The 25,010-nt window shown below is 66.2% G+C and carries 18 protein-coding genes; 9 read left to right on the forward strand and 9 right to left on the reverse strand.

What is annotated here, in order from left to right; genetic code table 11:
* Nucleotide 1: 1 nt before the first annotated feature.
* The 9 genes from OX462_RS15235 to OX462_RS15275 all read left to right on the forward strand — a co-directional run bounded on the left by OX462_RS15235 (nucleotide 2) and on the right by OX462_RS15275 (nucleotide 12,266).
* Complete coding sequence (locus OX462_RS15235) at nucleotides 2-1,681, forward strand: methyl-accepting chemotaxis protein (RefSeq protein WP_409026461.1); 1,680 nt, start codon at nucleotides 2-4, stop codon at nucleotides 1,679-1,681.
* A 53-nt stretch (nucleotides 1,682-1,734) separates the two neighbouring features.
* Nucleotides 1,735-2,364 carry an Hpt domain-containing protein gene (locus OX462_RS15240; protein ID WP_070313641.1) on the forward strand — a complete coding sequence of 210 codons (630 nt, stop codon included), beginning with the start codon at nucleotides 1,735-1,737 and terminating at the stop codon, nucleotides 2,362-2,364.
* Nucleotides 2,361-3,275, forward strand: a complete 915-nt coding sequence (locus tag OX462_RS15245) for an HDOD domain-containing protein (protein ID WP_070313640.1) — start codon at nucleotides 2,361-2,363, stop codon at nucleotides 3,273-3,275. Before OX462_RS15240 ends, OX462_RS15245 begins: the two co-directional genes overlap by 4 nt.
* Before the next feature lie 74 nt (nucleotides 3,276-3,349).
* Nucleotides 3,350-3,976 (forward strand): response regulator, encoded by a 627-nt coding sequence (locus OX462_RS15250; RefSeq protein ID WP_070223600.1) that lies wholly within the window; start codon nucleotides 3,350-3,352, stop codon nucleotides 3,974-3,976.
* A 45-nt stretch (nucleotides 3,977-4,021) separates the two neighbouring features.
* Nucleotides 4,022-4,384 carry an Hpt domain-containing protein gene (locus tag OX462_RS15255; protein ID WP_070223602.1) on the forward strand — a complete coding sequence of 121 codons (363 nt, stop codon included), beginning with the start codon at nucleotides 4,022-4,024 and terminating at the stop codon, nucleotides 4,382-4,384.
* The gene (locus tag OX462_RS15260) at nucleotides 4,381-6,630 is read left to right on the forward strand and encodes a hybrid sensor histidine kinase/response regulator (RefSeq protein ID WP_409026462.1); all 2,250 of its coding nucleotides are present in this window, start codon (nucleotides 4,381-4,383) and stop codon (nucleotides 6,628-6,630) included. Before OX462_RS15255 ends, OX462_RS15260 begins: the two co-directional genes overlap by 4 nt.
* 293 nt (nucleotides 6,631-6,923) lie before the next feature.
* Nucleotides 6,924-8,621 carry a sensor histidine kinase gene (locus tag OX462_RS15265; protein WP_227741960.1) on the forward strand — a complete coding sequence of 566 codons (1,698 nt, stop codon included), beginning with the start codon at nucleotides 6,924-6,926 and terminating at the stop codon, nucleotides 8,619-8,621.
* A gap of 48 nt (nucleotides 8,622-8,669) precedes the next feature.
* Nucleotides 8,670-12,107 carry a response regulator gene (locus OX462_RS15270; RefSeq protein ID WP_409026463.1) on the forward strand — a complete coding sequence of 1,146 codons (3,438 nt, stop codon included), beginning with the start codon at nucleotides 8,670-8,672 and terminating at the stop codon, nucleotides 12,105-12,107.
* A 33-nt stretch (nucleotides 12,108-12,140) separates the two neighbouring features.
* The gene (locus OX462_RS15275; protein WP_256267366.1) at nucleotides 12,141-12,266 is read left to right on the forward strand and encodes a hypothetical protein; all 126 of its coding nucleotides are present in this window, start codon (nucleotides 12,141-12,143) and stop codon (nucleotides 12,264-12,266) included.
* 7 nt (nucleotides 12,267-12,273) lie between these two features.
* On the opposite strand, the gene OX462_RS15280 is transcribed toward OX462_RS15275, so the two are convergent.
* The 9 genes from OX462_RS15280 to OX462_RS15320 all read right to left on the reverse strand — a co-directional run bounded on the left by OX462_RS15280 (nucleotide 12,274) and on the right by OX462_RS15320 (nucleotide 24,811).
* Nucleotides 12,274-13,485 (reverse strand): NnrS family protein, encoded by a 1,212-nt coding sequence (locus tag OX462_RS15280; protein ID WP_121669283.1) that lies wholly within the window; start codon nucleotides 13,483-13,485, stop codon nucleotides 12,274-12,276.
* A 133-nt stretch (nucleotides 13,486-13,618) separates the two neighbouring features.
* Complete coding sequence (locus tag OX462_RS15285; RefSeq protein WP_034781594.1) at nucleotides 13,619-14,281, reverse strand: response regulator; 663 nt, start codon at nucleotides 14,279-14,281, stop codon at nucleotides 13,619-13,621.
* Nucleotides 14,282-14,305: 24 nt separating this feature from the next.
* The gene (locus tag OX462_RS15290) at nucleotides 14,306-16,192 is read right to left on the reverse strand and encodes a type IV pili methyl-accepting chemotaxis transducer N-terminal domain-containing protein (protein WP_343216094.1); all 1,887 of its coding nucleotides are present in this window, start codon (nucleotides 16,190-16,192) and stop codon (nucleotides 14,306-14,308) included.
* A gap of 137 nt (nucleotides 16,193-16,329) precedes the next feature.
* Entirely contained in the window at nucleotides 16,330-17,316 is a 987-nt protein-coding gene (gene moaA / locus OX462_RS15295; protein ID WP_070313637.1) for a GTP 3',8-cyclase MoaA, read from the reverse strand.
* Between the two features lie 102 nt (nucleotides 17,317-17,418).
* The gene (locus OX462_RS15300; protein ID WP_070223614.1) at nucleotides 17,419-18,165 is read right to left on the reverse strand and encodes a peptidylprolyl isomerase; all 747 of its coding nucleotides are present in this window, start codon (nucleotides 18,163-18,165) and stop codon (nucleotides 17,419-17,421) included.
* Between the two features lie 15 nt (nucleotides 18,166-18,180).
* On the reverse strand, nucleotides 18,181-18,867 hold the full coding sequence (gene narI / locus OX462_RS15305) for a respiratory nitrate reductase subunit gamma (RefSeq protein WP_070313636.1): 687 nt from the start codon (nucleotides 18,865-18,867) through the stop codon (nucleotides 18,181-18,183).
* Nucleotides 18,868-18,894: 27 nt separating this feature from the next.
* Nucleotides 18,895-19,551, reverse strand: a complete 657-nt coding sequence (gene narJ, locus OX462_RS15310) for a nitrate reductase molybdenum cofactor assembly chaperone (protein WP_070313635.1) — start codon at nucleotides 19,549-19,551, stop codon at nucleotides 18,895-18,897.
* Nucleotides 19,552-19,560: 9 nt separating this feature from the next.
* Nucleotides 19,561-21,111 carry a nitrate reductase subunit beta gene (gene narH / locus OX462_RS15315; protein ID WP_409026464.1) on the reverse strand — a complete coding sequence of 517 codons (1,551 nt, stop codon included), beginning with the start codon at nucleotides 21,109-21,111 and terminating at the stop codon, nucleotides 19,561-19,563.
* Between the two features lies 1 nt (nucleotide 21,112).
* Nucleotides 21,113-24,811, reverse strand: coding sequence for a nitrate reductase subunit alpha (locus OX462_RS15320; protein ID WP_070313633.1), 3,699 nt, complete (start codon nucleotides 24,809-24,811; stop codon nucleotides 21,113-21,115).
* Nucleotides 24,812-25,010: the final 199 nt, after the last annotated feature.

Here is a 25,010-nt window from a genome sequence, read left to right on the forward strand (position 1 = left end):
CATGACCATCGCTAAACGACTGTACGCATTGATTCTTTCCGTCGTCCTCGGACTGGCCGCTCTGGCGGGTTTTGGCATCTACCAGATGGACCGCGTGTACACGGCGGCCAGCTATGCCACCGTCAACACGGTGCCCAGCCTGCTGACATTGAACCAGGCTTTCGTGCCGTTCGCGCAGATGCGCACGGCCGTCTGGCAGCACATGGCCAGCAAGGATGCGGCCGGGCGCGACAAGCTCGAAGCGGGCATCAGGGAAGCGCGCGCGGCGGTGGGCAAGGCACTCGACCAGTATGAAAAAGACGATGTCACCGACGAGCAGGACCGCGCGCTGCTGGCTGCCGACCGTGCCGTGCTGGCGCGCTACGACACGGTGCGCGACAAGGTGCTGGCGCTGTCGAAGGCGGGCGAAGTGGACGCGGCACGCGACTTGCTGATGGAAAACCAGCCCATCATCAAGGAACTGGTCGACGCCCTCGCCGCCCACCACCGCTACAACGAAAACGTGTCCGCCAAGGGCGCGGCCCATGGCGCCGCCGCCGCTGCCAGCGCGCGCTGGATTTCCATCGGCCTGGCCCTGGCCGTGACGGCGCTGGTGGCCGGCATGGGTCTGCTGCTGGCGCGGCGCATCGCCGCTTCGCTGGCCGGCGCCATCGACGTGGCCCGCACCATCGCGGGCGGTGACCTCAGCGTGCAAGTGAACACCGCGTCAAACGACGAGGTGGGCCAGCTGATGAAGGCCATGGCGGACATGAGCGCGAGCCTGGTACGCATCGTGGCCGAAGTGCGTTCCGGCACGGACAGCATCGGCACGGCATCGGGCCAGATCGCGGCCGGCAACCTGGACCTGTCGGCGCGCACGGAGCAGCAGGCCGGCTCGCTGGAAGAAACCGCCTCGGCCATGGAAGAACTGACGGCCACCGTGCGGCAAAACGCGGACAACGCCCGCCAGGCCAAGCAAATGGCCGTCAGCGCCTCGGACAAGGCGCAGCGGGGCGGAGCAGTCATGGACGACGTGATACGCACCATGGAAGCGATCGACAGCTCGTCCAACAAGATCGCCGACATCATCAGCGTCATCGACGGCATCGCCTTCCAGACCAATATCCTGGCCCTGAATGCGGCCGTGGAAGCGGCACGCGCCGGGGAACAGGGGCGCGGCTTTGCCGTCGTGGCCACGGAAGTGCGCAACCTGGCGCACCGTTCGGCGGCCGCCGCCAAGGAAATCAAGGTACTGATCGGCGATTCCGTGGAACAGGTCGAACAAGGCGGCAAGCTGGTGCGGCAGGCCGGCGCGGCCATGACGGAAGTGGTCGACACGGCACGCGGCGTGACCGACATCGTCAGCGAAATCTCGGCCGCCAGCGCGGAACAAAGCACGGGCATCGAGGAAATCAACCGCGCCGTCACGCAGATGGATGAAGCCACGCAGCAGAATGCGGCCCTGGTCGAGGAAGCGGCGGCCGCATCGCAATCGCTGCAGGAGCAGGCGGCCAGGCTGGCTGGCGTGGTGGGCGCCTTCAAGCTGGCGCCAGGACAGGCCGGCCCGGCGCCGCAAGCGCCAGCCGCGCGGCGGCCCGCACAGCACAAGGCGGCGCTCAAGCTGGTCGCCACGCGGCCCGCAGGCCAGGCCAGAGCCGCGGCACCGGCCACCGCCGACGCGGGCGACTGGGACGTCTTTTAGGCCCGCCATCCCGCAGCATCACTTGCCTAGATAGCATTCATTGGAGCACGGTCATGAACACCCTCTTCACCATTCACCCCTTCCTTCGCTGCGAAGACCTGTCGCTGATGCGCACGGCGCTGGCCCTGGCCGGCCTGGTGTTGCTGCTGGCCGCCCTGCTCTGGCGCCGTACCCGCGGGCGTCAGGCCGGCCGCGCGGCACCGGCCGATCTGCATGCACTGTTGCAGATGCGCAAAATGGTCCCGCCGGCCAAGGTGGCGGACAGCACACCGCCACCACCAGCGTCCAGGGCGCCGGACACGCCGCCGTTCGACGCGGCCCGCCTGGACGCCATGTTCGGCTACGACCGGCGCCTGCAGGGCGAGATTCTGGCCCTGTTCGTGGCCGAGACGCGCGACCGCCTGGCCGGCATCGCCCATGCGCTGCGCTGCGAACGGACCGCGCCGGCGCGCGTGCTGGCGCAGGAAATCCTCGACGGCAGCCAGTCCATGGGTCTGCTCCCGCTGCAGGCGCTGGCGCGCCAGGCCGTGCACGCGGGCTTTTCCAACGATATCGGCGCGCTGCGCCGCCTGCATGCGGAACTGCTGATGGCGCTCGACGCGCTGTCGCAGGCCGTCACGGTCCTGCAGACGGCGGGCGCGGCGCAAGCCGATGACCGCAGCGGCGTCGGGAGCCGGCCATGAGCGCGCATATCGACCTGGCGCACCTGCCCGGCGGCGCCATCCTGCCTTCACCCGCCGGGCGTTGCCACTGGCTGGCAAACTTGTGCGAGCAGCAGGTATCGCTCGATGAACTGGCGGAACAACTGGGCTGCGATCCCGCCCTGACGGGCAAGGTCATCGGCCTGGCGAATGCGGGCGTACCGCCGGGCGAGCGCACGCATGCGGCGGTCAGCGCGGCGATGCTGGCCGCGATCGGCCTGCCCGCCCTGCGCCAGGCGTTCGCCGCACCGGCCCTGCCTGCGGCCACGTGCGCGCACTTCGACGCACAGCGCTACTGGTCGCACGCGCTGGCCATGGCGTGCGCCGCCCGCGTGGCCGGCGACGCGCTGCAGCTGGCGCCGGCCGATGAGCTGTACAGTTGCGGCTTGCTGGCCAACTGCGGCCAGCTGGCCCTGGCCACCTGGCATCCGCAGGAATATGGGGAACTGCTGGGCCAGTACGGCAATGGCGCCAGGGCCCGGCTGCTGTGCGCGGAGTCGCAGCGCTTCGGCCGCCACCAGCTGGCGTTGTCGGCCATGCTCATGCGGGGCTGGGGCATGCCGGACATCCTGTGCGACGCCGTGCGCTGCCATGCCGCGCCGCCCGGCTTCGGGCGGGCCGGGCACATGACGGACCTGGCCTGGCTGCTGAAGCTGGCCAGCGGCTTCGCCGACCTGATATTGCGCAACGGCGCGGGGCCGCGCGGACCGGTCCTGGCCGCCGCGCGGGTACTGGGCCTGGACAGAAACGACATGGAAACCCTGCTACGCCACAGCAGCGCCGAGTGCAGCGAGCGGCGCGATCTCCTGGAACCGCAGACGCATATTGCCCCCTGCCGCACGCGCACGCGAGTCCGGCCCGCCGCACGCGAGGTTTTTAGTGAATTCATATAATTCGTTGAAATTGATTTTTTGAGCCCGATTGCGTATCATTCCTTTCAACTACATCCGCGACCATAAAGCCCATCATGCACACTGCAGACGTTTGCACTACCCAAAAGGCCGCTGAAATCCTCGGCATCTCGGTCACCTCGGTGCAGCAACTGGTCGAGGCCGGCGTGATCGAAGCCTGGAAGACCAAGGGCGGCCACCGGCGCATTCCCCTCGCGGCCGTCGAAGCCTACAAGGGCAATCCCGGCCAGCCGGGCCAGGACCAGCGCGCGGCACGGGCCAACCGCCCCGTCCCATCGGGCCGTCCACCGTCCATCCTCGTGATCGAGGACAATCCCATCGAACGCGCGCTGTATGAAAAACAGATCGGTTCATGGGGCTTGCAGGCGGACTTGCGCTTTTGCGAGAACGGCTACCAGGCGCTGATGGAAATCGCCCGCGACCAGCCCGACATCCTGCTGGCCGACATCGTCATGGAAGGCATCGACGGCTACGAAGTGATCCGTACCATCCTGGCCGACCCGCTGCTGGCGGACATGCACATCGCCATGCTGTCGAGCCTGACGCAGGAAGAGCTGGGAGAACGGGGCGGCGTGCCGCCCGGCGTGGTGTTCTTTGCCAAGCCCGTCAATTACGACGAACTGCGCGGCTATCTGCGCGCCTGCTGCGCCGGCCATGCGCGGCGCAACAGCCTGGCCGCCTAGCGCGTCACCTTCCCGCCACCGCTTTCCCCTCGCCACGGAGCCGTCATGCCAGCCTATCGCCACATCGATCCTGCCGTGCTGTTCCACGCCACCGGCCACGACCTGGAGATGTTCCGCGCCCTGTCGCAGACCTACCTCGACACGTCGCCGGCCATGTTTGCGCGCGTCGAGCAGGCCGTGCGCGGCGGTGCGGCGCAAGCCATCGTGCATAGCTGCCATACCTTGCGCGGCACCGTGGCCCTGCTGGGCGCCAGCGCCCTGGTGGCGCGCCTGGCGGCGCTCGAGCAGCTGGTGCGCCATCAAGGTGCGGCGGCAGCGGACTGGCTGACCGAAACGGCGGCGCTGCTCGGCGCGGTGGAGCAGGAGGTTCGCCGCAGCATGCTTGAATACACGGGCGCGCAGGAATGAACGCGCGCCAGGCCGTCCTGCGCCTGGTGCACCGCTACCGGCCGCGCACCATGACGACCGTCGTGGGCCTGGTGCTGGTGGGCCTGCTGGCGCTGCGCATCGCCGTCTCCGGCGTGCTGCTGCACCGCGAAGCCGTCGATGACTGGAAACAGGACCTGTCGAACCTGTCGCTGCTGCTGGCGGAAAACACGGCGCAGAGCATGACGGCGGCCCGTTTGGTGCTCGACAGCGTCAGCAACGAGATCGAGGCCGCCGCCCCTGCGGACGCGCAGGCGCTGGCCGCCGCCGTCGGTACCCAGGCCATGCACCAGACGCTGCGGCACAAGATCGGCGGCGTGCCGCAAGTGGACGTCGTATCGATCGTCGGCAGCGACGCCAGCGTGCTGGCCTTCAGCCGCGCCTTTCCCGCGCCGTCCATCCGCCTCGGCGAGCGCGATTACTTCGAGTATCACCGGCGCCACCCGAACGGCGGCATGCACGTCAGCGCGCCCGTGCAAAACAAGGGCAATGGCGCCTGGACCTTCTATATCAGCCGGCGCATCAGCGGACCGGACGGCCGCTTCCTGGGCGTGGTGCTGGTCGGCCTGTCATGCGACTTCTTCAGCAAATTCTTCCAGAGCACCAGCATCGGCGAACACACGGCCTTTTCCCTGTACCGCAGCGACTACACGCTGCTGGCCCGCTGGCCGGCCGTGCCCGAGATGATGGGCAAGCGCAACCTGACGGGCAGCACCTACCGCCTGCTGGAACAGGGCAAGAGCGATGGCGTGCTGCAGGTGGACACGCCGCGCGCGGCCGACCAGGGACGCACGGTCGACCGCCTGGCCGGCATCCGGCTGGTGCGCGACTATCCGCTGGCCGTCAACGTGACCGTCACGGACGCGGTGTATCTGGCGGCCTGGCGGCGCATGCTGCGCACCATGGGCGGGGCGGCCGTGGTCAGCCTGCTCGTGCTGGCCGGGGCCATCGCGCTGATCCTGGCCCTGCTGCGGCGCCAGGAGCGCGACGCGGCCATGGCGCTGGCGCTGCAAACGCGCGCGGAAGCGGCGAATGCCGCCAAGTCGCGCTTCCTGGCCGTCATGAGCCACGAGATCCGCACGCCGATGGCGGGCATCGCCGGCATGGCCGAACTGCTGCAGGACACCGCGCTCGATGCGTCGCAGCGGCAGCATGCGCAGCGCATCGGCGATGGCGTGCAGCACCTGATGCGCATCCTGAACGATATCCTCGACCTGTCCAAGGTCGAGGCAGGCCAGATGGGCATCGAGCTGCGCGACTTCGACCCGCGCCTGCTGCTCGACGACGTGCTGGCGCTGCACCGCCCGCAGGCCGATAGCAAACAGCTGTTCCTGGTCAGCGAAATCGGCAACAGCGTGCCGCCGCTGATCTGCTCGGACCGCACGCGCCTCGCGCAAATCCTCGGCAACCTGCTCAGCAATGCCATCAAGTTCACGCCCTCCGGCACGGTGACAGTGCGCCTGCACCTGGAACCGGCCACGCCGGACGGCGCCAGCGCCTGCCTCGTCGCCATGGTCAGCGACCAGGGCATCGGCATGACGGGGCAGCAGCTGAGCCGCATCTTCGAGCCGTTTTGCCAGGCCGACGACAGCATCAGCGGCGCCTATGGCGGCACGGGGCTGGGCCTGACCATCTGCAAGCACCTGGTGGCACTGCTGGGCGGCGAGATTTTCTGCAGCAGCGCGCCCGGCGCCGGTTCCCGCTTCACCGTGCGCATCCCCTGCATGCCGGCGCAGGCGCCGGAGCCGGAGCCGGAGACAGCCGCGCCATCGGAATCCGCAGCCGCCTGCGCGCCCGTTCCCGCATCGGAAGGGGGCGCGCGCATCCTGCTGGTCGAGGACACGGCGCTGAACCGCCAGCTGGTGTGCCTGCAGCTGGGCGCGCGCGGCTACCGCATCGACACGGCGGAAAACGGCGAGCTGGGCTTGCAGGCGCTGGCCGAGCAGCAGTACGACCTGGTCCTGATGGACTGCATGATGCCCGTCATGGACGGCTACCAGGCGTGCCGGGCCCTGCGCGCCCGCGAAGCGGCCAGCGGCGCGCCGCGCCTGCCCGTCATCGCCCTCACGGCCGGCGTCACCGAGGACGACCGGCAGCGCTGCATGGCGGCCGGCATGGACGATTATCTGTCCAAGCCGTTTACGGCCGCCCAGCTGCGCGAAATGGTCGACCGCTGGCTGACGCGCCAGGCGGCGATACGCGAAGTAACCCCCAATAAATTATTGTAATTTCTGACTTCCATAACCGGCGCTGTGCTGTGTTGCCCGCAGCTAGCAGTGCTCGCACTGCGTCACTGCAGGCGCCTTGCACAGCATCCGGTTCTGTTCGTCATAAATTCACAATAATTTCCCGAGGATTACTTAGCCGCCCGGGCCGCGCACAATACAACACTTTCCCCGCAAAAAAATCATTTTAATCGTTAAAATCAATTATATTCGCTATAATTGATAAAACGACGCGCCAGCGACGCCGGGCATCCTCGCACAACGGCACAACTGGCGGCGGACCTTGCGGAGGCGGCATGCGGCAGCACAGATACTGGAAGGCCATGGCCTGGGAGCGTTGGGAGCGTTGGGATACGCGCACCCTGCTGTCGCTCTTCATGGCCGTGCTGCTGGCGGGCTTGTGGGGCATCACCATGCTGCAACTGCGGCACGCCTACGACGCCGCCGTCGCCGGCGCCGGGCGCGATGCGCGCAGCATGGCGCGCGTCTTTGACGAACACGCAATCCGCACGATCGAGGCGGCGGATCAGGCGGTCACGTATTTGCGCAGCCGCTACCAGGCGCTGGGCAGCCGCCTCGACATCGTGGCCGATCTGCGGCAAGGCCTCAATCCCGGCCCCCTGTACAACCTGTTTACCATCGTCGACGAACAGGGCGACACGGTGCTGTCGAGCCGCCCTTTCCAGCCCACCAACCTGGCCGACCGAGAGCACATCCGGGTACACATGCAGCGCGACAGCGGCGAACTGTATATCAGCAAGCCGGTGCTGGGCCGGGTGTCGAAAAAATGGTCGATCCAGATGACGCGCCGCATCAACCATGCCGATGGCCGCTTCAAGGGCGTGGTGGTGGTCTCGATGGACCCGTATTACTTTACCCGCCTGTACGACGAAGTCGACCTGGGCGACAACAGCTCCACCGAACTGGTCGGCAACGACGGCGTGGTGCGCGCGCGCCGGGTCGGCACCGTCGACACCATCGGCCAGGATATCGGCGGCAGCAAGGTATTTTCTCTGATGCAAGGTAAAACGCGGGGCGGCTTCACCGAACGCAGTCCCGTCGACGGCGTCCTGCGCTTTTACGCGTTCGAAAAACTGGCCGGCTACCCGCTGTACATGCTGGTCGGGCTGGACCGCGACACGGTATTGGCCGACTACGTCTCGCGCCGCGACCAGGCCTTGCTGATGGCGGCCATCACGAGCGCCCTGATCGTGCTGTCGTGGGCCGCGCTGGTGCTGCTGATCGGCCGCCTGGTCGACAGCCGCGCCAGGGCCATCGCCGCCAGCGAGGCGAAGTCGCGCTTCCTGTCGAACATGTCGCATGAATTGCGCACGCCCCTGAACGGCATCCTCGGCTTTTCCGAGCTGCTGCTGGAGCAGCTGCGCCAGCCGGAACAGGCCGCCTACGCGCAAACGATACAGGACAGCGGCCGCCAGTTGCTGGCCATGGTCGAGGCGGCGATGGAATTGAGCGCGCTCGAACAGGACCAGGTAAGGCTGCAGTCCAGCGCCGCGCCATTGGACCAGCTGCTGGAACTGGCGCTGGCGCCGCACCGGCCGCGCGCGGCCCACAAGGGCTTGCAGCTGGCCGCGCACGTGGCGCCCGCCACGCCGCCGAGCATCGATTGCGACCGCGTGCGCCTCGTGCGCGTGCTCGATATCCTGCTCGATAACGCCATCCGCTACACGGCTGCGGGCCGGGTCGACGTGCACGTCATGCACAGCGGCGCGGACCTGCAGATCGAAGTGCGCGATACGGGTATCGGCATCGCGCAGGCGCAGCAGGGCGTCATCTTCGACAAATTCTCGCAGGCGGACGACTCGCCGAGCCGCGCCCATGACGGCGCAGGCATGGGCCTGGCCATCGCGCGCCAGCTCGCCGTGCTGATGGGCGGCAGCATCGGCGTGGCATCCGCGCCGGGCCAGGGCGCCGTCTTCCGCCTGCACCTGCCCCTGTCCCTTGGGGGCAAATTGGCCACACTATCACATGCATAGTTGTGCGCAAAAGTTGTTCTCAATCCATATCGGGTATAGCATCGCCACATGACTTATCACACAGATGCGGCGGCGGTGCGCAGACAATGGATCGAATGGCTGTTCTTGCTCCTCGGGCTGCTCATCGTCGCTGCCGCCCTCGCCTATGCGCATCTGGCCGAGGCGACGCGCCATGACGCGGCCGAACGCGAGCGCCTGAGCGTTCTGACGGCGCTGCTGGCAAAAAATATCGAAGTCGACCTGGAGGCAACCAACCTGGTGCTGGGCGGCGTGATCCGCGACTATCTGGCCGCCGGCACGGCACCGGACGCCGGGCAAGCGCTGCCCCGGCGCCTGGCCGCACTGGTCGACGCCATGCCTGGCGTGCGCACCATGCTGGTCATCGATGCGCAAGGCAAGCCGGTCGCCACCAACATCGCGGAACTGGCGGACCAGGATTTTTCGCGCCGCGGCTACTTCCAGACGGCGCGCGACGCCCCCGATGCGCGCATGCTGTACATCTCGGCGCCCTTCCATACCTTCAAGGGCGACCTGGTCATCACGGCGTCGCGCATGGTGCAGGACAAGCAAGGCCGCTTTGCCGGCGTGGTGGTGGCCACCTTCGCCCCCGAATACTTCACGGCCAAGTTCCGCACCGCCATGTACGCGCCCGACGTCTGGGCCGTGGTGCTGCATGGCGACGGCCGGCAGTTCCTGAATTACCCGGCCAGGACTGCCAATGGCGCCAATATGGACGTCCCCGGCAGCTTCCTGCGGCGCTTTCGCGACAGCGGCTATCAGGCGGGCGTCCTGAGCGGCGTCGACATTGCCGGCGCCCCCGCCGCCCCCCGCGTCATGGCCATGGCGACCATCGCCCCGCCGGCCCTGCACATGGACCGCGCCCTCATCATCGGCCTGAGCCGCGAAGAAGCGGCCATCGCCGCCCCGCTGCAACGCCAGGCGCTCGGCTACGTCCTTTCCTTTGCCGTGCTGGCGCTGGCCGCGGCCAGCCTGCTGTTCTGGAGCCAGCGGCGGCGCCGGCAGCAGGCCGCCTGGCATGCGGAGCAGGAAACGGAGCGCCAGGCCATGCAAGCCGTGTCCGACAGCGAAACGCGCTTTCGCACCCTGATCGAAGACGCGCCCGTGGCCATCGCCATCCTGCGCCACGGCCGCTTCATCTACTCGAATCCCCGCTACCGCAGGCTGCACGGCTACACGGCGGATGACAATCTGAACGGCCTGCCCTGGTCCGCCATGATTTCCGCGCCATCGCTGGCGGCGCTGGCCGCCAATGAAGCGCTGATCGAGGCGGATTCGCCCAGCGAACAGGTGTTCGAGGCCGTCGGCCTGGGCAAGCAGGGCCTGCCCGTGCCCATGTACAAGACCACCACGCGCGTGGTGCTCAAGGATGGACCGGCGACCCTGATCTTTGCCCAGGATATTTCCACGCAAAAGCAGGCCGAAGAGGCCATGCTGCTGGCGCGCGACGCGGCCGAATCGGCCAACCGCAGCAAGGCGGAATTCCTCGCCAACATGAGCCATGAAATCCGCTCGCCGCTCAACGCCATCCTCGGCATGGCCTGGCTGCTGGAACGCGACGGCCTCGATGGCGAAGCGCTGCTCATGGCGCGCAAGATCCGCGCCGCCGGCCAGTCCCTGCTGGGCATCATCAACGACGTGCTCGACGTATCGAAAATCGAGGCGGGCCACATGACCATCGAACGGGCGCCGTTCCGCCTGGCCGACGTGATCGAAAAGATCGCCGTCAGCATGGGCGTGGCCGCGCATGACAAGCCGATCGAAGTGCGCATCGGGCCGCTGCCCGATGGCGTCGAGCAGGTGATGGGCGACGCGCTGCGGCTGGAACAGGTGCTGGTCAACCTGACCAGCAACGCCATCAAGTTCACCGCGCAAGGCGCGGTCGAGCTGACGAGCGCGCTGGAGAGCCGCGACGGCGACGCCGCGGTGCTGTGTTTCAGCGTGCGCGACACGGGCATCGGCATCGCGCCCGAGGTGCAGGAGGCGATCTTTTCCGCCTTCGCCCAGGCCGACAGCTCCACCACGCGCCGCTTCGGCGGCACGGGCCTGGGCCTGACCATCTGCCGCCAGCTGGTGCGTCTGATGGGCGGCGCCATGCGCCTGACAAGCGTCATGGGCCAGGGCAGCACATTCAGTTTCACGGTGCCGCTGCAGCTGATGCCCGCCAGCGCCCCGTCCTCGCCCGACATGCAAGGCTTGCGCGTCTTGCTGGCCGACGGCAAGGCCGACTCGCGCGCCGCCGTGGCCGCCGTCGCGCAGGGTCTGGGCTGGCGCGTGCATGCCGTCTCCGGCGGCCAGGCGGCGCTCGAGCATGCGCTCGCCTGCGCCGAGGAAGCGCGGCCCGGCGTCATCGTGCTGGCCGCGCGCATGCCGGACATGGACGGGGAAACCACGGCGCGCGCCCTGCGCGAGCACCTGCCGCCGCAGGATTGCCCCATCGTGATCCTGGCGGCCAGCGGCGCACCGGCGACAGCGCCCGCGCGCCGCCATACGGACCCGGCCAATCCGGCCGATGCCATCCTCAACGAACCGGTGACGGCTTCCAGCCTGTACAACGCGACGATGGAAGCGCGCCAGCGGCGTGCTGAAGCGGCCGGCCTGGACACGGGCCACGCAGCGCTGGGCGCACGCGTGCTGGCCGGCGTGCGCGTGCTGGTGGTTGACGACAGCGACATCAACCGCGACGTGGTCAACCATATCCTGTGCGACCAGGGCGCCCTGCCCTCGTTCGCCTGCGATGGCCAGCAGGCGCTGGACTGGCTGCTGGCCCACCCGTCCGACGTCGACATCGTGCTGATGGATGTGCAGATGCCCGTCATGGATGGCTTGCAGGCGACGCGCGCGCTGCGCCAGCTGCCGCAGTTCCAGGACTTGCCCGTGGTGGCCCTGACGGCCGGGGCGTTCCGGACACAGCGCACGGCGGCGCTGGAAGCGGGCGTGAACCATTTCATCAGCAAACCGTTCGACGTGCCGCAGACCATCGCCCTGATCGCAAGCGCGCACCGGCGCCATGCGCAAGGGCTGCCGGCCCTGCCGCCGGCAGCGACCGAAGCGGCGGCGCCCTCGCGGGCAGGCGGTGCGGCGCCCGTGATCGACCTGGCGCAAGGGATGGCGCAGTGGCTCGACGAAGCGCCCTACCGCCAGCATCTGTCGCACTTCGGCAACACTTACCGCAACACGGTGGGCGCCATGCGCGCGCTGCTGGCGGCCAATGCACGCGGCGACGCCGCCGCGCTGGCGCACAAGCTGGCCGGCGTGGCAGGCAGCCTGGCCCTGCCCGCCACCCTGCAAGCCGCCCAGCAGGCCGAACAGCTGCTGCACGCGGGCGGCGATGCGTCAGCCGCGCTTGATGCCCTTGAACAGGCGCTGGCGCACGCCATCGATGCCGTCGCCGCATTCACGGTACAGACGCCGGCGCCCGGCCAGCCGGCCATGCCAGAAACGCAACATGGCAGCGCATGCCAATGATAGACTTGCCAATATGAAAATTTAGGAGACACCATGATCTGGTGCAGGGATTTGCTGTTGAGAGCCTTCATGCTGGGCATGCTGCTATTCGTCGTGGGCGAATCGCTGTCCTACTGGGCGCCGGAAATCAGGAAACTGCTGGCCTGGCGCCCGTTCTGACGCCAGGCTAGCCTTCGCGGCCATCCACCCTGGCGCGCCACAAATAAGGCGCATACACGCACGCATACAGGCCAAAGGCCAGCGACCAGCACGCGCCGGCGGCCAGCAGCAGCGGCATGGACAGCGCGGCGGGACCGACGGCGGCCAGCAGGCGCGCCAGCGCGCCAAGCTGGATCAGCCAGTACATCGCCGCTTCCGCCCTGCCGCCCTTGAGCGCACGTCCCGTGTGGCCCAGGGTGGTGCGCGTCATCATGCCGATGATCAGGCCCGCCATCGATCCCACCGTCAGCGCGTGCAAGGCGGCGCTGGCCGGCAGCAGACCCAGGCTGGCGGCCGCCAGCAGCGCAAAGCCGATGCCGATCCACGCGTAAGACAGGTGCAAAATCCACAGCAGCGGCACGCGCACCGTGCGCTGCGGCTGCCAGGCCAGCAAATTGGCCAGCGATACGCCTGCCGCGCACAAGGCCAGCGGCGCCGTCAGCCAGGCGGGCGCGCCGGCCAGCCACGCGATCGCGGCCGCCGCCATGCAGGCCACGGCGACCAGCGCGCGTTTCGGGCTGGCCACCGGCGTGCTGCCAGGTGCGCCATTGCGGGTAAACATGGGAATGACGCGCGCGCCGATCACCGATTCGATCAGCACGATGATGAAGATGGCCGCCTGCACGGGCACAAACAGCGACAGCGGCAGAGCGCCCAGCACGGCCGCGTGGAACAGGGCATTGGCCAGCGCCAGCAAGGCCAGCAGACCGACGAGGAACAGATTGCGCGTATTGCCCGAGCGGCGCAGCACCTGGTACAGGGGCCAGGCGGCCAGCGGCAGGAACAGCCAGTCGACCAGCGCCGGCAGCAGGCCGGGACCGCACAGCATGGCCACGCGTCCCGCCAGCCACAGCCCCGCCAGCGCCATCAGCTGCGCACCGTGCGGCGTGGGCAAGCCCGTCCAGTTGCGCCCCGCCGTATAGAGGAAACCGACGACGACGGCCAGCGCGAAGCCGAACACCATTTCATGCATGTGCCATCCCAGACCCACCTGCAGACCGCCCGGCAGCAGGCCCGCATAGCTGGCCAGCCACAGGGGAATGGCGATGGCCGCAAACACGGCCGCCAGCAGGTAGAACGGGCGGAAGCCCAGTTGCCAGACGGCGTGGCCGGCATGCCAGGGAGCGGCGCCTGCTGTCGTGGAAGGTGGAGAAGGTTCGCTGATCGGGGTGATGGCCATGATGGAGTCGCCTTTAAAGATATATTCAATATACTACTTTAAAAGCGCAGATGCCGCCATCGGCATAAAGGACTAGAGAGATAGCGAGAAGTCACCATGGGGTCTGACCCGGCGGGTCCGACCCCGACTCGGGCTACTTGCCCTGGCGGTGCTCGACCGCGTACACGGCCGCCTGCACGCGGCTCGTGAGGTTGAGTTTTTTCAGCACGTTCTGCACGTGGATCTTGACCGTGCTTTCGGCTAGGTCCAGGGTGCGGGCGATGCCCTTGTTGCTCTCGCCGCGCGACAGGCAGTCGATGATTTCCTTTTCGCGCGGGGTGAGCTTGTCGAGTTCCGACACGGGTTCCTCGCGCCGCGTGCCCGCCTGCAGCTGCGCCACCAGCTTGCCCGTCATCGCTTCGGCGATGACGACTTCGCCGGCCGCCGCGCGGCGGATGGCGCGCACCAGGTAGTCGGCGTCGATATTCTTGATCAAATAGCCGCAGGCGCCCGCGCGCAGGGCCGTGGCCAGGTCTTCTGCGTCTTCCGACACGGTCAGCATGACGATGGCCGTATCGGGGCAGTCGTGCTGCATCAGCTGCAGCGCTTCCACGCCGGACATGCCGGCCATGTTCAGGTCCAGCAGCACCACGTCGGGCTGCAGCTGGATGGCGCGCTTGATGCCTTCCACGCCATCGGCCGCCTCGCCGACGACGGAAAAATCCGTATGGCGCTGCAGCAGCGAGCGTATGCCGCTGCGGAACAGCGCGTGGTCGTCCACCAGCATGACGGTGATCGGTTTATCGGGAGTCTCCATTTTTTTATACTTTCAGATAGTGGCTTAGGCGGCGCGGCGCTGCTCGCGCGACAAATGCAGTTCGACGGTCGTGCCGCCACCGGGGCAGGCATGCACGTCGAACGTGGCGTCGATGCGCTGCGCGCGCTCGCGCATGATATGGATGCCGACATGGCTGTCGCCCTTTTCCAGCACGGCGGCAGCGTCGAAGCCGACGCCATTGTCGCTGATCGTCAGCGTAAAATCCTGGTGATCGGCGAGACGCACCTCGACGTGGCTGGCCTGCGCGTGCTTGCGGATGTTCGACAGCGCTTCCTGCACGATGAATAATAACTGCAATTGCTGCTCGCGGGGGAATGGCGCGCCGTCGACGTCGGCCAGCAGCTCGGCGTCGATGCCCGTCTGGCGGCGGAATTTCTCGAGCGCCGCGCGCAGGGAGCCGATCAGGTCATCTTCCATCAGGCGGCTGCGGAAATTGGCCAGCAGTTCGCGCACGTCCTCGTAGCTTTCCTTCACGCCCGCGTGCAGGGCCGGCACGATGCCCGCCACCTCGTCGAAACGCGCATTGCGCACGGAGTCGTCGAGCATCTGCACCTGCAGGTTGAGGAAGTTGAGGCTTTGCGCGATGCTGTCGTGCAGACCCTGCGCCACCAGGTTGCGCTCTTCGGAAATGGCCATCTCGCGTTCGCGCGCGGCCAGGCGCAGGTTTTCCAGCGCGATGCCCAGCAGCTGGCCCAGGGTTTCCAGCAAGGCCAGCTCGCGCGCGGAAAACACGCGCGCATGGCGGAAATGCAGGTTGAAAAAGCCCAGGTGCTGTTCGTGCGCGTGGATATGGAAAACGGAGACGGTGGCAAAGCCCTCGCGGTGGCAGCGCAGCTCGTGCGCCTTGTCGATGCGCCGCATGTCGTGCACTTTCGCCACCTTCATCTCGACGGCCGTGCCGCACAGGCAGTCGCCCACCTTCAGGCAATGCTCGGACGCCACCAGTTCTTCGGACAGGCCCGTATGCACCACCATGTGCAGGTTGCCCCGCTCGGCGTCGAGCACGCGCACGGTGGAGCCGTCGGCCTCGAAATAATCGACGATGCGCTGCATGAAACCGCCGCAGATGTCTTCCAGCGGCTGCGGGCGCTGCAAAAAGGCGGCGCTTTCATACAGCAGCGCCAGCTCGCGGTTGCGGTATTCGAGCGTGGCCGTCTTGCTGCGCACGCCCTCTTCCAGGTTGCCGTACAGCGCCTGCAGGCGGTCGGCCATCTGGTTGAAGCCGCTGGCCAGCTGGCCAAATTCGTCATTGCTCTCGACGGCCAGGCGCACGCTGAAGTCGCGCTCCTTCATGCGCTGCATGCCCAGGCGCAGCCGCGTCACCGGTTCGATGATGAGCATGAACATCAGGTAAATCATGCTGACCGTGCCGATGACGGCCATGCCGACGAGGATCAGCTGCGAGGCGCGCAGCCAGAAGGTGCGCTGTTCGCTGTCGTGCTCGATCAGGCGCACCAGCTGGTCCACCTGTCCCACGAAGGTGTCGGCGTCATGCTCGAACTGGCGCGCGCGCACAATGGAATCGGCGGCCAGGGCGGCCGGACGCAAGGCACTGCGCCAGGCGACGCCGATGCGTTCGAATTCGGACTTGATAGCCGTGCTGGGGGGCAGGAACAGGGGACGCTGCGGGTCGCCGTGGCCGATCTTGGCCAGGGTCTCGTCGATCAGCAGCACTTGCTGGCGCGCCTGCTCGCGGGCGTCGCTGGCAAGCAGCAGGGTCAGGCGGTAGGTCTGCATGCGCAGCCGGCCCGTCTCGTTGATGGCGGCCGAACTGCCTTCGAGCTGCCACGACAAAAACAGGGTGCAGCCGATGGCGCTCAAGGCCAGCACCAGCATGAGCAGCAGCGCGCCGACGATCTTGGTCGACAGCTTCTGCCAGGAAGAAAACATCGCCTTGAATTTCATACTACCCCTAATGAATGCCTGTTTGTGGCCTCTATGCAGTCAAGTCAGCGACATCACTCCACCCACAGGCAAAGATCCGGGGTCAGACCCGGCGGGTCTGACCCCAGCAGTGACACCTCCACTCAGCCGCCCGTCTGCGCCATGAACCTGATAATTTTATCGGGCTGCGTATTGAAATCATGCTGCTGCGGCTTCAGTTCGATGGCGGCGCGGATCGCCGCCTCGATCTGCGCATCCGTGGCCCCGCCGCGCAGCATGGGGCCAAACGCGAATTTCTCTTCCTGTCCCAGGCACAGGTACAGGGTACCATCGACGGACAGGCGCACGCGGTTGCAGGTGGCGCAAAAATGCTGCGACATGGGCGTAATGAAGCCGATGCTCGAGCGTCCGTCGGGGGTCGCCATGTAGCGCGCCGGCCCTCCCCCCAGTTCCATCGCCTGCGGCACCAGGCCGAAGCGGGCCGCCAGGCGTTCGCGCACGGGACCCAGCGGCATGTAGCTGGCATTGCGGCCCGTGCTGCCCATCGGCATGGCTTCGATCAGGCGCAGGATGAACTGCTGCTCGATGCAGAAGGCCGCCATGGCCTCGATCTGGCCGTCATTGACGCCGCGCATGGCCACCATATTGATCTTGATCGGGTCGAAACCGGCCGCCTTGCCCGCCATCAGGCCATCCAGAATGGGCTGAAGGCTGTCGCGCCCCGTGATCTGCTGCATGCAGGCGCGGTCGAGCGAATCGAGGCTGACGTTGATGCGGTCCACGCCGGCCGCGCGCAAGGCCACGGCATGCTTGCCCAGTTGGGTGGCGTTGGTCGACAGCGACAGGTCGTCCAGACCGGGCAGCGCGGACAGCCTTTGCGCCAGCTGCGGCAGGTTACGCCGCAACAGCGGCTCGCCGCCCGTCAGCCGCACGCGGCGCGTTCCGAGGCGCACGAAAATGCCCAGCAGGCGCTCGATCTCGTCGAACGTCAGCCAGTCCTTCGGCTCCTCGAAGCCGCGAAATCCCTTGGGCATGCAATAACCGCAGCGCAAATCGCAGCGGTCGGTGACGGACAGCCGCACATAATCGATCGAACGGCCAAAACGGTCCTGCAACTTGACGCTACCCATGACGCTACTCCTGATTCTTCCGTGATTGTAAAGGCTGGGGCACGATCTGGCTGTGCCCCAGAAGGCCTAGCGGCCTACGCCTTTTTAGCTACGCATTTCTACTTACTGAACCAGCGGGCTGGCAGTGCCTTCGAGCTCGATACCGGCGATGTCCGCGCGCCCCACGAGCAGGTGCAGATACTGGTGCACGGCGCGCTGCCACGCCGCCCGCGCCAGGCGGTCGGCGATCTGCGCCTGCACCGCTTCGTACGGGATGGCCTGGCCTTCGACCCGGCGCAGCACCTGCACGATGTGGTAGCCGAAGCGCGTTTCCAGCAAATGGCCGGCCAGCGCGCCTGCCTCCAGGCGGAACACGAGGGCGTCGAATTCCGGCACGCTCTGGCCCGGCGACAGCTGGCCCAGGCTACCGCCCAGGGCGCCGGACGGACAGTTCGAATACTGCGCCGCCAGTTCGGCGAAGCGCTCGGGCGCCAGTTTCAGGGCATCGAGCACGGCTTGCGCCGTCGTGCGCAGCAGCTCCAAAGGCGCCTCCGGCGTCACCTGAAACAGGATGTGGCGCGCCTCGACCAGCGCCCCGCTGCGAAACAGCTGCGGGCGCTGTGCATAAAAGGTGCGGCAAGCCGCATCGTCGGCGGGCGGCACGCGCACTTCCTGCGCGAACAGCGCCTCGATGCGGTCGTCATCGCTGCCGCCCTGCACGCCGAGGCGTTCGGCCTCGTCCAGCAGCAGCCGGCGCAGCACCAGTTCATGCACGGCCTGTTTCAGCGGATTGCCGGCACCGTCGTGATGCGGCAGTTCCTGCGCGATGTCGGCATCGTCGATATCGATGCCATTGACGGAGATTCCCATGATATGACTCCTTTCTTAACGGCGACGAACCAGTTGCCAAGTGCGTCCCAGATAAGCGACTGCGCCAAAGCCGCTCCACACGTGCACCAGACGGGTGAACGGGAAGATGACGAACAGCGACATGCCCATGAACAGGTGCAGCTTGAACACCAGCGGCGCATCGACGATGAAGCTGGCGGCGTCGCCGCGGAAGGTGACGATGTGCTGCGCCCAGTTCATCAGCAAGACCATCATGTGGCCATCCATGTGCGACGCCGAGACGAAGATCGAGGACAGGCCCAGCAGCAAGGTCAGCAAAATCCACACCATCACCAGCTTGTCGCCGGGCGTGGTGACGGCGCGCAGCCGTGCATTGCCGAAGCGGCGCGCCAGCAGGATCAGGATGCCGGCCAGGCACAGGCCGCCCATCACGCCGCCGGCCGCCATGGCCACGCCCTGCTTCAGGCTATGCGACACGCCCAAGGTATCCCACACCCAGACTGGGGTCAGCAAGCCGGCCGCATGGCCGAACAGCAGGCCGATGATGCCGATGTGGAACAGGATATTGCCCAAACGCAGGCTGCCGCGGTGCAGCAGCTGGCTGGAATCGGACTTCCACGTGTATTGCTCGCGGTCGAAACGGATCAGGCTGCCGAGAAAAAAGATGGCCAGCGCGATGTATGGATAAATGCCATACACAAATTGATGCAAATAATTACTCATGATGTACTCTCCTCATGCGGACGCGCTTCAAGCGGCGCGGCGCGGCTGCGGGTGAAAATGCACGGGATGGACGCCGCCCGGGGCTTGACGCAGCAAGGGCTCGACGCCATCCGCACCGGGACCGAAGGTTTCCAGCGCTTCATCCATGTCGCGCACCGGCGGTTCGGCCAGCATTTCGGCCGCCACGGGGCTCAGGCGTTCGAGCACGGTGAAGACGGGCGCATACGGGCTGCCGTTGGCCGTCAGCTTGCGGCCGATGTGCGCCAGCACGTGGACGGCGTCGCCCAGCAGCGGCGCCGAGACTGCCTCGTCGAGCTGCGCCAAAAACTCCAGGAACAGGGGCACGAAGTCGGGCAAGTCGTCGCCCACCATCTGCAGGCCGTGGCGCTTGTATTCCTCCATCAGGTCGACCATGGCCTGGCCCCGGTCGCGCGATTCGCCGTGGATATGCTCGAACAGGTGCAGCGAGTGCGAGGGATTGCGGTCGAAGGTGGCCACGTACTGCTGCTGCAGGTCGATCAGGCTGCTGCTTTCCAGGTGCGCCAGCAAAGGCCGCAACAGCGCGTGCTGCTCCGGCACGGCCGCCAGCGCGGCCTCCAGTTGCGGCAGGTGCGCGATCAGCTCGGGCTCCGGGTACAGCAGCAGGCGCGAGAGGATTTGATAGTGATGCATAGCGTTGTTCATATCGGTTCCTTAAGCGCCAGGCGCCGTTTTGCGCGACTTCGGCATCTGCATGAAGATGGCCGAACCGTGTTTTTTCTTGCCGAACAAGGTCGGTTCGCTGCTGCCGTCCGAGCAGCCGTTGCCGAAACTGAAGCCGCACGAACCCTTCTCGTTGAAGCTGTCCTCGGCCATTTCCTTGTGGCTGCTGGGGATAACGAAGCGGTCTTCGTAATTGGCGATGGCCATGATGTGGTACATGTCCTCCACCTGCGCCCGGGTCAATCCCACTTGCTTGAGCACCGTGAGGTTCTCCACCTTCTCGACCGTCTTGCTGCGCATGTAGGCACGCATGGCCAGCATGCGGTCCAGCGCCGTGACGATGGGCGGCTGGTCGCCGGCCGTCAGCAAATTGGCCAGGTACTGCACGGGAATGCGCAGGCTTTGCGTGTCCGGCAGCATGCCGTTCACGCCCAGCTTGCCCGATTCGGCGGCCGCCTGGATCGGCGACAGCGGCGGCACGTACCACACCATCGGCAAGGTGCGGTATTCGGGATGCAGCGGGAACGCCACTTTCCACTCGACGGCCATCTTGTAGACGGGCGACTTGACGGCCGCTTCGAGCCAAAGGTCAGGGATGCCCTGGCGGCGCGCCTCGGCGATGATGGCCGGGTCGTGCGGATCGAGGAACAGGCCCAATTGCGCCTGGTACAGGTCCTGCTCCTGCGGCACGGAGGCGGCAGCCTCGATCTTGTCGGCGTCGTACAGCAGCACGCCCAGGTAGCGGATGCGGCCCACGCACGTTTCCGAGCACACGGTAGGCTGGCCGGCCTCGATGCGGGGGAAGCAGAACGTGCACTTCTCCGCCTTGCCGGACGACCAATTGTAGTAAATCTTCTTGTACGGGCAACCGGAGATGCACATGCGCCAGCCGCGGCACTTGTCCTGGTCGATCAGCACGATGCCGTCGTCTTCGCGCTTGTACACGGAGCCGGACGGGCAAGACGCCACGCACGTCGGATTGAGGCAATGCTCGCACAGGCGCGGCAAGTACATCATGAAGGTGTTTTCGAACGTGCCGTACATTTCCTTCTGCATGTTGTCGAACAGCTTGTCCTTGCTGCGCTGGGCAAACTCGCCGCCCAGGTCATCTTCCCAGTTCGGGCCCCACTCGATTTTTTCCATCTTTTTCCCCGTCAGCACGGAGATCGGACGGGCCGTCGGCGGCGTCTGCGACAGCGGCGCGCTTTGCAGGTGCTCGTAGTCGTAGGTGAACGGCTCGTAGTACTCGTCGATGGCGGGCAGGTTCGGATTGGCGAAGATATTGGCCAGGATCTTCAAACGGCTGCCCTGGCGCGGCTCGATCTTGCCAGAGTCCGTGCGGCGCCAGCCGCCATTCCACTTGTCCTGGTTTTCCCACTGCTTCGGATAGCCGATGCCGGGTTTGGTTTCCACGTTGTTGAACCATGCGTACTCGACGCCGTCGCGGCTGGTCCACACGTTCTTGCAGGTGACGGAACAGGTGTGGCAGCCGATGCACTTGTCCAGGTTCAGCACCATGCCGATTTGCGCTCTGATTTTCATACTATGCTCCTTCTTCCTGCAACGGGCCTTCGAGCCAGTCGACCTTGTTCATCTTGCGCACCAATACGAATTCATCGCGGTTGGAGCCCACCGTGCCGTAGTAATTGAAGCCGTACGCCAGCTGGGCGTAGCCGCCGATCATGTGCGTCGGCTTGGGCACGGCGCGCGTCACCGAGTTATGGATGCCGCCCCGCTTGCCCGTCATCTCCGCGCCGGGCACGTTGATGATCTTTTCCTGGGCGTGGTACATCATCGTCATGCCGGCCGGGATGCGCTGGCTGACGATGGCGCGCGCCGTCAGGCTGCCGTTCACGTTGAAGACCTCGATCCAGTCGTTGTCGACGATGCCGGCAGCTTGCGCGTCGGTCTCCGACAGCCACACGTGCGGTCCGCCGCGCGACAGGGTCAGCATGCGCAGGTTGTCCGAATACGTGGAGTGGATGCCCCACTTCTGGTGCGGCGTCAAAAAGTTCAGCGCCAGTTCCTTGTTGCCGTTCGGCTTGGTGCCCAGCAGCGCTTCCGTCGTCTTCGTGTTGATGGCCGGCTTGTACACGCACAGCCCCTCGCCGAAGTCGCGCATCCACAGGTGATCCTGGTAGAACTGCTGGCGGCCCGTCAGGGTGCGCCAAGGGATCAGTTCATGCACGTTGGTATAGCCGGCCGTGTAGCTGACTTCCTCGCTTTCCAGGCCCGACCAGGTGGGCGAAGAAATGATCTTGCGCGGCTGCGCCTGCACGTCGCGGAAGCGGATACTGTCATGCTCGCGCGGCAGCGCCAGATGCGTGTGCTCGCGTCCCGTGATGGCGGACAGCGCGGCCCAGGCCTTGACGGCCACGTGGCCATTCGTTTCCGGCGCCAGCGACAGGATCATCTCGGCCGCATCGATGGCCGTATCGAGGCGCGGCTGGCCCTTCGACACGCCTTCATCGAGCACCGTGCGGTTGATGCCGCGCAGGACCTCGACTTCATGGCCCGTCTTCCAGGAAATGCCCTTGCCGCCATTGCCGATGGTTTCCAGCAGCGGTCCGATCGAGGTGAACTTCTTGTAGACGTCGCGGTAATTGCGCTCGACCACCGTCATGTTCGGCATGGTCTTGCCGGGAATCGCATCGCATTCGCCGGCGCGCCAATCCTTCGGATCGAAAGGCTGGCCCAGTTCGCCCGGGGTATCGTGCATCAGCGGGGTGAGGATGATGTCTTGCTGGGTGCCCAGCAGCTCGCCGCCGATTTCCGAGAATTTCTCTGCCAGCCCCTTGTAGATTTCCCAGTCCGACTTCGATTGCCACAGCGGCTGCACGGCTTCGGACAGCGGATGGATGAACGGATGCATGTCCGACGTATTCAGATCGTCCTTTTCATACCAGGTGGCCGTCGGCAGCACCACGTCGCCGTACAAACAGGTGGTCGACATGCGGAAATCGAGCACCACCAGCAGATCGAGCTTCCCTTCGGCGGCCGGGCGCACCTTCACCTGTTTCGGCGTGATGCAGTCGTCTTCGTCGCTGAGCAAGCCGTTCTGCGTGCCCAGCAGGTATTTCAGGAAGTACTCGTGGCCCTTGCCCGAGCTGCCCAGGATGTTCGAGCGCCAGACAAACATATTGCGCGGGAAGTTGGCCGGATTGTCCGGATCGTCGCACGAGAACTGCAGCTGGCCCGCCTTGATCTGGTCGAGCGCATACGCGGCCGGCGCCTGCCCTGCCGCCTTGGCGGCCTTGGCCACTTCCAGCGGATTGGTCTGCAGCTGCGGCGCCGATGGCAGCCAGCCCATGCGCTCGGCCTTGGCGTTGTAATCGAGCAGGGTCAGGTCGCCCGTGCCGCCGGCCGCCGATGGCGAGGCGATGTCGCCCGTTTCCAGCTTTTCATGGCGCCACTGGCTCGTGTGGGCATAGAAGAACGAGGTGCCGTTCATCTGGCGCATCGGGCGCACCCAGTCCTGGGCGAAGGCCAAAGGCGTCCAGCCCGTTTGCGGACGCAGCTTTTCCTGGCCCACGTAATGGGCCCAGCCGCCGCCCGACTGGCCGATACAGCCGCACATCATCAGCATGTTGATGATGCCGCGGTACGTCATGTCCATGTGGTACCAGTGATTCAGGCCGGCGCCCACGATGACCATGCTCTTGCCGCGCGTCTGATCCGCGTTTTCCGCGAACTGGCGCGCCACGGTGATGACGTCGGCGCGTTTCACGCCCGTGTGCTTCTCCTGCCACGCGGGGGTGTACGGCACGTCGTCGTCATAGCTCTCGGCCACGTTCTCGCCGCCCAGGCCACGGTCGATGCCGTAGTTGGCCAGGGTCAGGTCGAATACGGTGGTGACGAGGCCCGTCGTGCCGTCGGCCAGGCGGATGGTTTTCACCGGCACCTTGCGCAGCAGCATGTCGGACGCGTCCTTGCCGCCGAAGTAGGCAAAACCCACTTCCGTGACGGCGTCGCTGTCGTTGATCATGGAGAGCATCGGCACGATGGGCGCGCCGCTGCCGCCGGCCTTCTGTTCCAGGTTCCACTTGCCCGACTCGCCCCAGCGGAAGCCGATGGAGCCGGCCGGCGCGGTGATGGCGCCCGTGGTTTCGTCGATGACCAGGGTTTTCCATTCCGGGTTGTTGGTTTCGTCGAGATTGTTGTCCAAGTGCGAAGCGCGCAGGAAGTAATCGGGCACCAGGGTGCCGTTATGCTCCTTGAGCAGCACCAGCATGGGGAAGTCCGTGTATTGGCGCGCATAGTCGCGGAAGTAGGCGCTCTGCCCTTCCGAGTGGAACTCCTTGAGGATGACGTGGCCCATGGCCAGCGCCAGCGCCGCATCGGTGCCCTGTTTCGGCGCCAGCCAGATGTCGCCGAACTTCACCATTTCGCCGTAGTCGGGCGAGATGGCCACGGTTTTGGTGCCCTTGTAGCGCACTTCCGTGTAGAAGTGGGCGTCGGGCGTGCGCGTCATCGGCACGTTCGAGCCCCACACCATCAGATAAGTCGAGTTGTACCAGTCGGCCGATTCCGGCACGTCCGTCTGCTCGCCCCACACTTGCGGGCTGGCCGGCGGCAAGTCGCAGTACCAATCGTAAAAGCTCAGGGCCACGCCGCCGATCAGCGACAAGTAGCGCGTGCCGGAAGCATAGCTGACCATGGACATGGCGGGAATCGGCGAGAAGCCGACGATGCGGTCCGGGCCGTATTTCTTGATCGTCAGCGCGTTCGCGGCGGCGATGATTTCATTCGATTCTTCCCACGTGGCGCGCACGAAGCCGCCCAGGCCGCGGATGGATTTGTACTGCTGCGAGCGCACGGGGTCCTGGCTGATCCAGTCCCAGGCCGTGACGGGGTCCATGGTCTTGCGCGCTTCGCGCCACATTTCCATCAGGCGGCCGCGCACCATCGGGTATTTCACGCGCTGGGCCGAATACACGTACCAGGAATAGCTGGCGCCGCGCGGGCAGCCGCGCGGCTCGTGGTTGGGCAGGTCGGGCCGCGTGCGCGGATAATCGGTTTGCTGGGTTTCCCAGGTGATCAGGCCATTCTTGACGTACACCTTCCAGCTGCACGAGCCGGTACAGTTCACGCCATGCGTGGAGCGCACGATCTTGTCGTGCTGCCAGCGCTGGCGGTAGGCGTTTTCCCAGGTGCGGTCTTCGTCGACCACGGTGCCATGGCCGTTGGAGAACGGCTCGGCGGGCTTGCTAAAAAATTTAAGACGGTCCAGAAAGTGACTCATGCTACCTCCACATTGCGCCGCCGGAGCGGCGCCAGGTCATAAAAACGCTGCAAGCCGGATGGCCCACGCGTCGATACAAACAGTCTATCGACGCGCCGTGCCCGGCGGTATTGGCAAGAAGTCGGTTTCCGGCACCAGGAATGCATAGGCGCGTAGTCACCCGGATAGTCACTATTGCCTATGGGCGCCGCGACCGTGC

The organism is Janthinobacterium aestuarii (genome assembly GCF_046113285.1).
Classification (GTDB): domain Bacteria; phylum Pseudomonadota; class Gammaproteobacteria; order Burkholderiales; family Burkholderiaceae_D; genus Janthinobacterium.

Bases quoted from the DNA above. Each gene is read 5' to 3' on its own strand.
- OX462_RS15280 (WP_121669283.1), bottom strand. From the start codon at position 13,485: ATGGCCATCACCCCGATCAGCGAACCTTCTCCACCTTCCACGACAGCA.
- OX462_RS15240 (WP_070313641.1), top strand. From the start codon at position 1,735: ATGAACACCCTCTTCACCATTCACCCCTTCCTTCGCTGCGAAGACCTG.
- OX462_RS15250 (WP_070223600.1), top strand. From the start codon at position 3,350: ATGCACACTGCAGACGTTTGCACTACCCAAAAGGCCGCTGAAATCCTC.
- OX462_RS15245 (WP_070313640.1), top strand. From the start codon at position 2,361: ATGAGCGCGCATATCGACCTGGCGCACCTGCCCGGCGGCGCCATCCTG.
- OX462_RS15300 (WP_070223614.1), bottom strand. From the start codon at position 18,165: ATGGGAATCTCCGTCAATGGCATCGATATCGACGATGCCGACATCGCG.
- narI (WP_070313636.1), bottom strand. From the start codon at position 18,867: ATGAGTAATTATTTGCATCAATTTGTGTATGGCATTTATCCATACATC.
- OX462_RS15235 (WP_409026461.1), top strand. From the start codon at position 2: ATGACCATCGCTAAACGACTGTACGCATTGATTCTTTCCGTCGTCCTC.
- moaA (WP_070313637.1), bottom strand. From the start codon at position 17,316: ATGGGTAGCGTCAAGTTGCAGGACCGTTTTGGCCGTTCGATCGATTAT.
- OX462_RS15255 (WP_070223602.1), top strand. From the start codon at position 4,022: ATGCCAGCCTATCGCCACATCGATCCTGCCGTGCTGTTCCACGCCACC.
- narJ (WP_070313635.1), bottom strand. From the start codon at position 19,551: ATGAACAACGCTATGCATCACTATCAAATCCTCTCGCGCCTGCTGCTG.
- narH (WP_409026464.1), bottom strand. From the start codon at position 21,111: ATGAAAATCAGAGCGCAAATCGGCATGGTGCTGAACCTGGACAAGTGC.
- OX462_RS15260 (WP_409026462.1), top strand. From the start codon at position 4,381: ATGAACGCGCGCCAGGCCGTCCTGCGCCTGGTGCACCGCTACCGGCCG.
- OX462_RS15275 (WP_256267366.1), top strand. From the start codon at position 12,141: ATGATCTGGTGCAGGGATTTGCTGTTGAGAGCCTTCATGCTGGGCATG.
- OX462_RS15320 (WP_070313633.1), bottom strand. From the start codon at position 24,811: ATGAGTCACTTTCTGGACCGTCTTAAATTTTTTAGCAAGCCCGCCGAG.
- OX462_RS15290 (WP_343216094.1), bottom strand. From the start codon at position 16,192: ATGTTTTCTTCCTGGCAGAAGCTGTCGACCAAGATCGTCGGCGCGCTG.
- OX462_RS15265 (WP_227741960.1), top strand. From the start codon at position 6,924: ATGCGGCAGCACAGATACTGGAAGGCCATGGCCTGGGAGCGTTGGGAG.
- OX462_RS15270 (WP_409026463.1), top strand. From the start codon at position 8,670: ATGACTTATCACACAGATGCGGCGGCGGTGCGCAGACAATGGATCGAA.
- OX462_RS15285 (WP_034781594.1), bottom strand. From the start codon at position 14,281: ATGGAGACTCCCGATAAACCGATCACCGTCATGCTGGTGGACGACCAC.